Origin of the sequence: Spirosoma arboris (assembly GCF_009754945.1) — a bacterium.
GTDB classification, from domain to species: Bacteria; Bacteroidota; Bacteroidia; order Cytophagales; family Spirosomataceae; genus Spirosoma; species Spirosoma arboris.
This window is the reverse complement of record NZ_WPIN01000010.1, coordinates 157,553-169,437: the sequence shown is the minus strand read 5'-3', so window position 1 is coordinate 169,437 and position 11,885 is coordinate 157,553. Positions and strand designations below refer to the sequence as shown.

The following is an 11,885-nucleotide window of genomic DNA, read 5'->3' as shown; positions in this document are numbered from 1 at the left end:
AACTGTTTCACATCGCCCCGTTGCTATGCCGTCAGAAAGTTTAGCACGGGGTTTTGCTTTATTTAGTTGAGTCAACTCGGTACATACGGTCCAGCGGGCAACCTCCTCGGTGCTATATCGCCTTTTCTGTTCCTGATTGACTTAACAATATTAAGCTTTATTTAGGATATATCCTAAATTATTGAACAAAAAAAATAGTCCTACTCAAAGGTTATTTTTGCTTTCACCCCCAAGGCCTCGGCAATTTTATCTAATGTATCAAGAGTTAAATTTTGCCTTCCGGTTTCATAGTCACTTATAGTCACGCCGACAACTCCTAATTTCTCCCCTAACTCCTTTTGAGTTAAGCCCTTTGATTTTCTGGCATCCCTAATTAATTGACCGACCTTTTTTTTTGTTTCCTCTGACATTATTAATGGGTTTATAGGTGTAAAAATAACGGCCTAGCCCTATTAGACAAGTGGTTCCGTATAAACGGTCGATTCAGTAGACGACAACTGCTTCTTGGCGCACTTATTTCACGTACGTACGTGCTTTGGCTCGATTAGCATAACATTTTATATTTACCCAAAACCATCCATTTTGTATGAGATTCTATCTATACTTTCTATTAATTGCTCTTACACGTTCCGTTACCTCACAAGATAAAGTTGAGGGTATTGGCAAATTTAAGATTGGTAAAACTCCTATTTCTATTACTCAGGAGATTGCCAAAGAGTCAGGGGATTCGATTCATATACTGGATGAATACCTGAATATGGATACGGAAAAGTTCGGAATTGCTGAAATCGTTGTCAATAAAGCTTATCCTGATCGCTCACCTGAGCAAGCTTTATTTTGTCCAGATGTTCGGATATTCCAGATACCAGCCTACCAGGTCGCTGGTATCGAAATTAAAAACCTTTGGCTCACTTTCAAAGGTGGCATACTGATCGGCCTTCAATGTGACAATTCAACTGATATCCACGAAGCGTTAAAGCTCAAATACGGCCCACCAGTCATAAAAACGGTTAAGAAGCCTATCGACTGTGTATACCTCAGCAATGGGAATAAGCTGCAGAGGGAAGAGTCAAAGTATACTAGTAGCTGGACTAACGGAAAGATTGTGGCCACAGAGACAACGCATAGGTTTTACGATAAAAACTGCGTTGAGGACATTACTACCCTCGTATTCATACGTGACCTAGTTGTTATGAATACGGTTACTCAATGTGATCTAACTACTAGGGCGAAGAGCCTGGTACGAAAACGAGAGGCCGCAAAAAAAGCTTTATCCGATTTTTAGAGATTCCGGTGTAGCTTAAACATAGGCCGGCAGAACGGTCAGGATAGCCACCTTGTCTTCGGGTGGTAATCGGTCCCATTTTTTTTGACAATCCTTGCGGCCTACTTTGTAGTCATAGGCATTCCAAAACACATCAAACGTCGGAACGACGGGCGCTTTATTTGTAGTAGGTATATAGGTAATAGGTATATCCTTATTAATAGGTGCGCTAGAGGTGCTAGTAGAGGTAGCACTAGAAGTGCATTTTTGCACCGCTACTTCAGGGGGTAGAGGTGTCAGTAGCGGTGCGTTTTTGCACCACAGCTTCGGTAGTAGAAGTATCACTAGAGGTGTAAAAAAACGCACCGCTACGGGAATCAAGGCACCCAGATGAAACCGGGCCATGATGTGTTCATGACGACCCGGTATACGTTAGCTAATAACCAAATTGACTAGTCCGGCCCATGCCGGATATTTTTATTTTAAAACTACGACTTGACGTAGTTTTCCCGACATAGCTCAGCTCCTGAATTTGCTGTCTACTTTCGCCCTACACCTCTAAACGGAGCAATCCAGGACAAGTATGGAAGCCGAAGTAACCCCAATCCAGAATACAAAATGCCAGCCCTGCCGGGCTAAGGGCATGAAGCGAATCGAAGCGTACGTTTCGCCCGAGCGAAAAAAAGAGATCATTCGCCATTGTAAAGAGCGCGGATTCAGCATGGCGGGACTGCTGGACAAGCTATTGCGGAAAGAGCACTTATAACCCCTTCGCTATTTTTCATTATACCGGCTTTGACGGTTTACCACACCTATAACGTATAACAATAATGGCACAAGAAACGGAACAGCTACTCTTTGAAGTAGTGCTCGATATTCCAAAAGTTAAAGAGAACGCTGAAATTGCCCGGGCGGCATTGGCCAGCCTGCGCATTGAAAAGGAGAAGACGCAGAAGATGTTCGAGAGTAAACTGCTGGGTGAAGAGGTCTATCGAAAAACGATGCAGGCCTTACTGGTTGAGATCGACAAAACCGAGAAGGAGCTGGTCGGCTATTCTAAAACCTTACTTGAGCATCAAACCAAACAGAAGTCTGCCAATGCCATCGCAGTCCAAGCGGTCAAATCATTCACTGCGCTGGAGTCGGGCCTGACCAGTCTCATCAATACCGAGAGCAAAAGCGCGAAGAGTTCACAGCAACTAGCCGAGCAAATAAAGCTGCTCAATGCTGAACGAAAGCGGGAACAGGCGATTTCTGAGGCCACAGCAGGCAGTATGGATGCACTGGATGACCTAATTTCTGAATTAGAGGATGAATATCGGGGGTTGACCAAAGCTAAACGTGATGATCTGTCAGTTGGCGGGGTCCTGCTTACGCAAATTAATGACCTGACCCGGATACAGGATAAGAACCGAAAGGTTATGTCGGATTCGGGGAAAAGTCTTAAAGACTATATTCGGGACACGAATATTTTAGGCGTCAACCTTGGTCAAACCCAGGATTCATTTAAATCAGCCTGGCAGGGTGCTGACCTCTTTGGCAAATTCCTGTTAACGGCCCGGGGGGCAGCCCTGCTTCTAGCCGCAGCGCTCCCGATTGCGATACTGACCGGTCTATACCTGATCCTGACCAAATCGCAGAAAGGAATGGACTTTCTGGCCAGAACGACCGCTGGCCTATCGTCGATCTTTTCGGCCTTTACCTCGAAAGTGATTGCTATCGGTGATGCGCTGGCCAATGCCTGGGAAAATCCAAAACAGGGGATCATTGACTTCGGTAAATTCGTTCAACAGAACCTCATCAATCGCTTTACCGCCCTGGGTGTGATTATCGACGGTATCCGGAGCCGGGATTGGGGTAAGGTTGGTGATGGCCTTATTCAGATGGGCACCGGTGCCGAGGGAGCAGCGACCAACCTAAAGAAGGCCTATGATCAGGGCGTCGCCCTAGCTAACCTCAGTATCCAAATCAAGGAAGATGAAATTAAGCTGAACACCGAGCGCGCCCGTAGTGAGAAATTCATCGAGCGTCAAAAACAGATCGCTCAAGATACTACTAAATCAGTTGAGACTCGATCAAAGGCTGAACGTGCTGCTTTTGCCGCAAGCCAGAAAATCCAGAGTGCCGAAGAAGCCTTACAGAAAAAGCGGGTACAGTTAGCCCAGGCTGAAGCAAAAGCCAACCAGAACAATCGCGAAGCTCGGGAGAAAGTATCTCAGGAAGAAGCCAAATTAGATGATATCGCCAAGAATCGGATCGGACAGCGTACCGAGTTGCAGAATCAACTCAATACCATTGAAGCCGAAGGCATACAGAAAGTCGAAGAGAATGCCAAGAAGTTGGCCGCTGAACAGGTCGCTGAAGCAGAACTTGCTCTGGTGGTGGCCAAACAGAAGGGCGATTCAACGATCGAAATTGAGGAAGAGGTACTTCGCCGGCAGGTTGCGTTAATTCATGCGAAAGCCGAAGCGGAGAAGGTTGGCGCTGATGTGACCGTCGCTCAGAAAAAACTCATCAACGCCAAAGCACAGGCCGAAGAGTTAGAAGCTATTAAAGCACATGCTCAATTGGTCCAACAGCGCACCTTTGCTATTATGGATGCCCAATTAGCTGCTCGGCTTTCATTGGTGCAAAAGGGAACACAGGCTGAATTTGACTTACAGAAAGATGCCTTATCAGCCCAGCTAGATAGAGAAAAATCGGACGCTGTCGATCGGATAAAGAACAGAAGACTGTTGACGGCCGAACTTCGGCGACTTGATGCCCAGTACAATGCTGATGTTGAGCAACTAACCCAACAATTTGAGCAATCTCAGATCACACAGACCGCTAATGCGGAAGCCCAGAAAATTCAAATTCGCCAGGATGCTTCTGAAGCGACCCTATCAGATCTACGACTTTTTGACGGTCAGCGCATTGATTTGGAAGAAAAAACCCAGTTGAAGTTACTCGAAATCGAAAAGAAGTTTGCTCTGGAGAAAGTCAATCCGACCGATACGAAGGCAAAAGAGAAACTGGAGGAAGATTTTCAAGTCCGTCGAAATTCAATTATTGCCAAAGCCGCGGCCGCTCGCCGGGACTTGAATCGTCAGATCGATGCGGACCAGATTGCGGATGCCAAAGCAGTAGCTGAATCACGGTTAGCCTTATCAAAAGCCGGCAGTCATGAGGAGTTACAGGCCCGGATTGACGGTATCAATGCGGAACGTGATGCAGCGCTTAACGTGGCCCATTTAACGGCAGACCAGAAAAAAGCGATCAATGACAAGGCTAACCGGGAGATAGAGGATGCCGAACTGGAGCACAATAAACGGATAATCGGTCAAGTTCTCGATGTGTATAGCCAGGCAACCTCAGCGGCTTCCAGTGTTATTAATGCCCAGATTGATAGTGCAACAAAAGCCCTCGATGACCAACAACAGGCTGCATTAGACTCGGCCGCGTTGAGCGCGGAGGCCCGGGAGGGTATCGAACGCAATTATCAGAAGAAGAAAGCAAAGCTGGAGAAGGAGGCCGCCGAGCAGCGCAAAAAAATAGCGCTCGTCGAAGCGACTATCAATACCGCAAAAGCGATTCTGGAAGCGGCACCTAATCCATTCCTGATGGCCCTCGCCGGCGCTGTTGGTCTTGTTCAGATTGGTATCATTTCATCCCAACAGTTTGCCAAGGGTGGTGCCGTAGATCCTAGTCAGGGTGGATTAGTGAATGGTCCCTCCCATGCCCAGGGAGGCATTCCGATGTATCATAAATCAGGGCGCTATGTAGGTGAAATGGAAGGGGACGAGATTATTTTGACCAGAGGGGTTTATCGAAACCCTGTACTACGTAACCTAGCCTCTTACGCAAATCAGATGGCGGGTGGTGTAGCGATTGAGGGAACACCCAAAATAGCCAGCCCCAGAACTTACACCCCATTTCAAATGGCCTATGGTGGTGTGATGAGCCTATCACAATCACAGCCAATGATTCAGCCGAGTACGATCAATCTGGATAGCATCAATCGGCTGGTCACCCAATCGGTGGTGAATGGGGTTGCTCAGGCGGTAAAGTCGATGCCCGCTCCTCAGGTACAGGTCAAGGATATTCAATCGGGTGTCGGTCGGCGGGTACGGGTTGAAAATCGGGCCGATTATTAAGTAACTATCCCACAACAATATGACCAATACGGACGGCCTTTTTCTGGAAAACGTTTGGGTGGCCACCGCCGATGGTATTGCCTCGACCTTCCAGAGCAACGATTTAAGTAAGCCAACGACGCTGCAAATCAGCCATACAAACACGTTTTCACTGGCTGACTCAATCGCAATTCGACAGTTAACGGCGAGCGCCGAGCAACTAGATAGTGCCTCCAAGTGGCCATACAAAACACTGAGGGCAAAAGTTGTCGTTCGGGGAGAAACGATCTTTTCGGGCTATGCCGAGTTCGATAAATTTTCAAATGGCTGGGATGTTACCCTGTTTCAGGAAAAAAAGAATTTATTTGACCGGCTTGACCGGTCGATTCGGACGGCTAATCTATCCCGGTATGATCATGACTGGACTCTGGAACAGGTCAACCTGCACGCTGAGGCAACCGAGGGGGTTTGTTATCCGTTGGTTGATTATGGTCTGTTAAGTGGCAATGCCACGGCTAACGATACGATTTTTCCCGCGGTTTACGTCAAGACGTTACTCACCCAACTGCTTTATGAAGAGGGGTATCGTTTGGTAGGTGAGCTAGGCAACGATGACTTGTTTAAGCGACTCCTTATCCCCTTTTCTGAATCAGACCCCACCAGTCACGATGACCAGTGGTCAGTTGATCGAAAAGCGCGCGTTACCTGGCAGGCTCCTACGGAGGAGGTGGATCGCGGCACGCTGGGTAGTCGCTATTTCATTGATCGGGTTCAGCCCTATAATTTAGATAACCTAGTCGATCAGGGTTTTGAGCAGGGCAAGCTACACAATTATACTACCTCCTCCTTTTCCTACGTCTGCGATACGGCGATGAGGGTTCGCGTGCAGGCTTTCCAGGCATTTAAGGGCCTGGTTGTAACGGGAGCCATTGAAGTGGTTTTAAGTGTGCTGGTGAATGGCAATGAAGTGGCCAACGAGCGCTTCTCAGAGGGCGCTCCCTATAATATCCTCTACTATGCGATAGGCAATGTAACGCTCGACGAAACCATCGGTTGTCAGGCAGGTGACCGGATTCAGATCCACCTCCGGGCCCAACGGCAGACCGATTTAGGCGCTTTTCGTTTCACCATGTATAACGACCCGAACAATAGCTGGGCGTCGTTCACCCCTGATCCCACCACCCATACGGGTGACCGTTGGCCGGTAGCCCGGAATCTTCCTGATGTGACCGGATTAGCACTTCTGAAAGGACTGGCCTTTCTGATGGGCGGTACCTGGTCGGTCGATCCATTTCGTCGTCAGGTCGCTTTTGTTAGTCTCTCCAAAATAGTTAACAATACGGCGAATGCCGTCGATTGGTCTAAACGCGTGGATACGGGTACCGAACCGGGCTGGATTCCTCGACTGGAGCCCTATGCGCAAATCAACTACCTGACCTGGAAGGAAAGCGACGAGACCAAAAAAGCGCAGGTAGCGCCCAGAGGCTTGAGTTCCGGGGAAACGACGAATTACGGCAATGGGGTTATTAGGGTGGATGCCACAACGCTCGACACCGACATGACGCTCTTTGAGATGCCATTTGCGGCCAGTACAGATTCGGATCAATCGGTACCTGGCTACGGCAATCCTCCGTTGATCAAAATTCGCACCGTCAGCGGCTCAGGTAGTAGCAGCTCCATCAACAACCAGAGCACCGTCCCTCGACTTCTGTTAGTAGCCCTAGGGGATACTCAGCCAATGCAAACCAAGCGGCTTAAGTCAGACGGCATAACACTGGAGGAGGTAACGGTAAACCTGAGACCGGCCTGGTTCGGTATGAGGCCTAATTCGGCTATTTCGAACGACACTCCATTTACACTCTCTTTTTCGTCGCTGCTTCTTAACCGAGGGGAGCAGTGTATCATCGATCGATACTATAGGGGCTTACTACGGGTTCTTCGTCGTATGCGCGTCTTAGAAGTCTCCGTACACCTTATGCCCACAGATATTGCCAGCCTGGATTTTGAACGCCCTATCCGCTTACAACGCGTACGGATTGGCTCACTTTCTTTATCGGATGGTCTATACTACATCAATAAAATCTCGGATTATGTCGATGGCCATGCCTGTATGGTCACCCTTGTTGCGTTTTAACTCTTTTCCTTCACACCTCCATGCTAACGATTAAAACCCCAGACGTCACCTTCACGGTACCTACCGAGTGGCCAGAAGTTACCCTCAAACAGTTTATTGATCTGAGTAGTCGCAGTGCCAAACTCGTCAATTCGGATTTAAATGAAACACAGATAGGATCAGCTTATAAACGACAGGCGCTGGAAGTGCTGGCCTCAGATGCTAATGCCCTAATACAGGTAATGGCTGGTATCGAGGATGACACCATCGACCGAATGCCATTTCTAAGTCAGCCACCCGATTTTCTCTCCTTACCCGTCCCGGAAGTTATAGCGGGGGTAAAGCCTCCCCAGGAGCTAGGTATGTGCACGCTGTTTCAGAAGTGGACCGTAGACGAGTTTGTCAATGAGTTGGCTGACGAGGAACTATCGGTTAATTATATGACCATGGCAGTATCGATACTATCGGTTTATCTCTATCCTGCCCTGATGAATGCCCGCTTGTCGGATCGAAGTCAGCTCACGGAAATAACCGCTCAGATCGAAGCACTGCCTGTTACGGAAGCCTTGCCGCTGGCCCATTTTTTTTTGACCAACTATCGAAGCTCGACGAGTTCTGGGCAGACCACCTTCATTCTCAGCCACCCAAAACAGCCTTCGAAGACCTGGCGGAGTCGATGGTTCCTGAACTGGAAGCCTATAAAGAATATGCGTTGGTATCGGCCGTGGCTGCGCACCGGGGCATCTCCTTTGAGCAGGTAGAGCAGCTCCCTTATGGTAATTTTATGGCCTCGATTGGCTATCTTCATCACCAGGCCCGCTATCAGCATGAGATCCAGTCGTTGATGAAACAGCGAAACGGGCATTGACCTGGTTCACCTATCCCAAAATCATGTTTACCTATCTATCCCGCCTTATTCGCCAGCATCGGCTGGTCCGACAGATTAAAACTATGCACCCCGACTTAAAGCGGCTCTCTGGAATGGCCTTGATCCGACGGTTTATCGATAACCGGCTGGCTGATCAGTTGCGGCAGGAGCAGCGCTTCGAGGCCTCGCTACGCAATCCGGCCCTTTTCGGGGGTTATATCCAGTATCCAACCCCTCAGCCGGAACTACTCCAGCAGGCATTGCTTTTTGTGGAGGTGAAACCTAAACAGGATGTTGAGGCTAAATTAAATACCCCGCTAAAACTCGTCAAGGCCCCCAACACCAGACAGGTGATCGTCGGTCTAAGTCCACTGGGCAAGGCCGTAAAATCGGCCAACCTGTTTCAGAGGTGGCTGACCGAACTGGAGAACCAGGGCGATCAGTGCGAAGAAGACCCGGCCATGATCGACTATTTACGTATGACGGTAGACTTCTATAAGCTGGAGGTTCACCGACTAACCCAGCAGCGAAGCAGGTAGCGGTTTCGGCTTTAAACAGAAGGCATAATGAATCGTATCTCCACTACTCAGTACATAGCGGAGTCAGTGATAATTTTAAGTAAGGCAAACAGCCGCCATCTGCTTAGGTGTCGGCTGTTTCGTTGACTACTCTAACTCCTTTCACCAACAGTCAAAACCCTGCCATCCACAACATGCAGTTGAGCAAGCCCTGGCCTTACTTTCGGTTAGTTCACCATGTCCAACCTTTCGGTCATGCATAAATCCTTAATCAACCGCAATGTCTTAAGGCTGGACTTATTGCCGCCTTTAGCTCCACGCATAGCCAGAGTTATACAGTTTCGCAGAGTTTTGGAATTGGTCCAATGGAAAGAGTACTGAGCTGTTTGAGGTTGTTGTTGGGACCCATAGAAGTCAATAAGTTCCTCAAAATCGCGCGTCATCATTAGTAGGTTGTTTTAACTATATACTTTTATTAAGTATATAAATACTTTCAATATGAAATTAAGCAACACCATTTAGACTGAAAAATTACGATATGGTAACAAAAAAAATGCTAACTCTAAAAGAATCAGCATTTCTACACATAATTAAACGATATCCCTCTATGAATAGCCAACGAAGCTCGGCACGTTGTCATTTCACTTGTCAGCTTGCTTTTATAACCACTAACCAATTAAAAGGTTGTTAACGCCTATTAGTATTCAAGTCAACTCCCAATTCTTACGTAAGGCTTGCACCATTTCTCGCAATTGCTCGTAAGTGGACTCTAAACCTCCAGCTGTGTATGTACTAAACAACGCTGATCTCACCAGAGCCAGCGTTGTTTAGTACATACACAGCTGGATTGCTGATACATGGGGCAATCGCATGGCTTAGACGATAAAAAAGAAGGCACCGAGAAGGTTAGGATCCTGAAACATATTGGGCTAGAGCGACTCACGAAGCTCCAGGTCCAGCCAGTTACAAGCTATTGATCACCCGTACATAGACATTGTTGTTTAAAAGTTCAGCCAAGTCATCCTTCACGTTTACAGTGATATGATCCGTACTGCCCGAATTAGCCGTTGTCCGGGTAATGCTGAAGCCTAAACTCGATTTGCCTCCCCCGCGGATAAAGGCTCCCAGGTTCATCGTCAGCGTCAACTGACGTGCTCCCACTGACTGACTCACTTTCCACTGTCCATTTGTCACTACTATGGGATTGTGATCTCCGCCCGACACATTGATGCTAGTGAGAGTAGGGGCAAAGGCAAGGGTATAGCCAACGGGAACGGTAATGGTGAGCTGCACATTGCCCGTGGAGGTGGGCAGGCCAGCTACCTCAAACACATTCACCACGAAATTACCCACACTGCCTGGGGCTGCGAAGTTAGCCTGAGGTAAGTCCAGGTTAGAACCGATGACTAAGTCGCCCTGCTGGGTAACGGGTGGGGTCGGCTCATTGCCAATGAAGAGCGTATTGCGGAAATCATGTAAGACCGTTTCGAGTTGATAGCCTGTACCTTTATCACCAACCGGGCGCACAGATAACCGATACCTTCCTGGTGATACACCCCCCGGTGCATAAAAACGTAAATACCCATAATCACTGAAGCCAGGATTGGCATAATCTGAACTATCTGTGATGGTAAGAGCAGACCAGGAGGTGTCAGTAAAATCACCACTATCCAACCGCTCCAACCGCCCTTCGACGGGCGAACTTGCCCCAACTAACAGGAAAAAATTGTGCAACGACGATTCATACCGATACCCGACCCGCTGTAGACTGCTAAACACGGTGCCGCTCGTAACTGCTTGCCAGCCTGCGTCGGTCCGAATCGTGTCGGCTGAAGGAGTGAATGGAATTGACTGACTGAAAAACAAGTCTGTCAGGCTCTGATTCCATAAATTGGCCACACGCACCAGGCCCTGACCGCCAAAATGAATGTCATCCACGCGGTTGTCGGGACCAATCAACCCATCGGTTGCCGGACCCGCATACACATCGGCGACCTCGTTACTTAACCGGTTCTGAGCCGCAATCACCTGGCCATTGGTTGCCCCTGAGATATAACTAGCCCGCGAGACCAACCAGGCCAGACGGCTATGGCTCAGTTGCTGACGACTTTTCGTGATCAGCGAGTTGACATTGTTGAAGTACGTCTGTTCAGATATACCGCTGTCGCTTTCACCCTGATGCCATAAGATCGCCCGCATACCCAGCCGACTAATGTAGTATAAGAGTGTAGCACTGACTCGCTGATAGGGGAGGGTGATGGGTGCTGCCGCAGCGCTGTTAGCCCACTCGGTACTGTTACTGCCTCCCTGGGCGGCCCCCAGAAACAGGATCGGCACATTGAGTCGTTTGGTCAAACTATCACCCAAAATTCCCCAGAGATAGGGCGCATTGGATGGTCCAATGCTGGCTCCTGCACTGACATGGCTGAACAGAAAAGGGAATGTCTGAGTGTCGATCTGGTCACGCTGGAAGAAGTCGATGCAGGAGACTCGGTCGTCGATGGCTGGTGGGACATCGGTGGCGATTCCCCCCTGGGCATTGGATTGTCCTGCAATGACGAACACCTCCCCAACGCCAACTCGGTTAACAGCGGTATCAGCAACCACTGTATTGGCTGATTTGGCTCGTATCTCAAGTCGATACCAACCGCCCAAAGCTGGTAGCGTTCCTCTAAATGTTTGATCATTGTTGACGGTAGCCACGAGCGTCCAGTCACTAGGCGTACCTTGTCCTACCACCATAGGTATGAGTCGGGCTTCGATCGTTGCGGCTGTTCCTGGGGCTTTACCGGCGATAGTAAGTTGAGCCCGATTGGCGGCATTTCGTTGAATGACCGACCGGGTCATGGGGGAGTTAATGATAAACTGAGCCTGGAGAAGGTAGGGTACTAGGCACAAAAAGAATGCTCGGCAACTAGTTTTAATCATAACGTATTAAGTAGAATCTGTTTAGTCAAGGAGTAGTGTGCTCCTACTGGAGTCCACTACTAGATAGGCGTTTGCTTCT

At 48.6% G+C, this 11,885-nt stretch carries 9 protein-coding genes; 6 read left to right on the top strand and 3 right to left on the bottom strand.

The features are described 5' to 3' along the window. Positions 1–200: 200 nt before the first annotated feature. Positions 201–410, bottom strand: coding sequence for a helix-turn-helix domain-containing protein (locus tag GO755_RS24785; RefSeq protein WP_157587995.1), 210 nt, complete (start codon positions 408–410; stop codon positions 201–203). Between the two features lie 176 nt (positions 411–586). On the opposite strand from GO755_RS24785, the gene GO755_RS24780 reads away from it, so the two are divergent. Continuing rightward, entirely contained in the window at positions 587–1,285 is a 699-nt protein-coding gene (locus GO755_RS24780) for a hypothetical protein (RefSeq protein ID WP_157587994.1), read from the top strand. 15 nt (positions 1,286–1,300) lie between these two features. On the opposite strand, the gene GO755_RS24775 is transcribed toward GO755_RS24780, so the two are convergent. Next, positions 1,301–1,669: a hypothetical protein gene (locus tag GO755_RS24775; RefSeq protein WP_157587993.1), complete on the bottom strand. Its 369-nt coding sequence runs from the start codon at positions 1,667–1,669 to the stop codon at positions 1,301–1,303. A 178-nt stretch (positions 1,670–1,847) separates the two neighbouring features. Here GO755_RS24775 and GO755_RS24770 point away from each other — a divergent pair, with 178 nt between their 5' ends. The 5 genes from GO755_RS24770 to GO755_RS24745 all read left to right on the top strand — a co-directional run bounded on the left by GO755_RS24770 (position 1,848) and on the right by GO755_RS24745 (position 8,899). Further along, positions 1,848–2,030: a hypothetical protein gene (locus tag GO755_RS24770; RefSeq protein WP_157587992.1), complete on the top strand. Its 183-nt coding sequence runs from the start codon at positions 1,848–1,850 to the stop codon at positions 2,028–2,030. Between the two features lie 64 nt (positions 2,031–2,094). After that, positions 2,095–5,400, top strand: a complete 3,306-nt coding sequence (locus tag GO755_RS24765; protein ID WP_157587991.1) for a coiled-coil domain-containing protein — start codon at positions 2,095–2,097, stop codon at positions 5,398–5,400. A gap of 19 nt (positions 5,401–5,419) precedes the next feature. After that, complete coding sequence (locus GO755_RS24760) at positions 5,420–7,513, top strand: hypothetical protein (protein WP_157587990.1); 2,094 nt, start codon at positions 5,420–5,422, stop codon at positions 7,511–7,513. A gap of 20 nt (positions 7,514–7,533) precedes the next feature. Further along, positions 7,534–8,253: a hypothetical protein gene (locus GO755_RS24755; protein ID WP_157587989.1), complete on the top strand. Its 720-nt coding sequence runs from the start codon at positions 7,534–7,536 to the stop codon at positions 8,251–8,253. Between the two features lie 130 nt (positions 8,254–8,383). Beyond that, positions 8,384–8,899: a hypothetical protein gene (locus GO755_RS24745; protein ID WP_157587987.1), complete on the top strand. Its 516-nt coding sequence runs from the start codon at positions 8,384–8,386 to the stop codon at positions 8,897–8,899. Between the two features lie 942 nt (positions 8,900–9,841). On the opposite strand, the gene GO755_RS24740 is transcribed toward GO755_RS24745, so the two are convergent. Further along, positions 9,842–11,806, bottom strand: coding sequence for a sialate O-acetylesterase (locus GO755_RS24740; protein ID WP_157587986.1), 1,965 nt, complete (start codon positions 11,804–11,806; stop codon positions 9,842–9,844). Between the last annotated feature and the right edge of the window lie 79 nt (positions 11,807–11,885).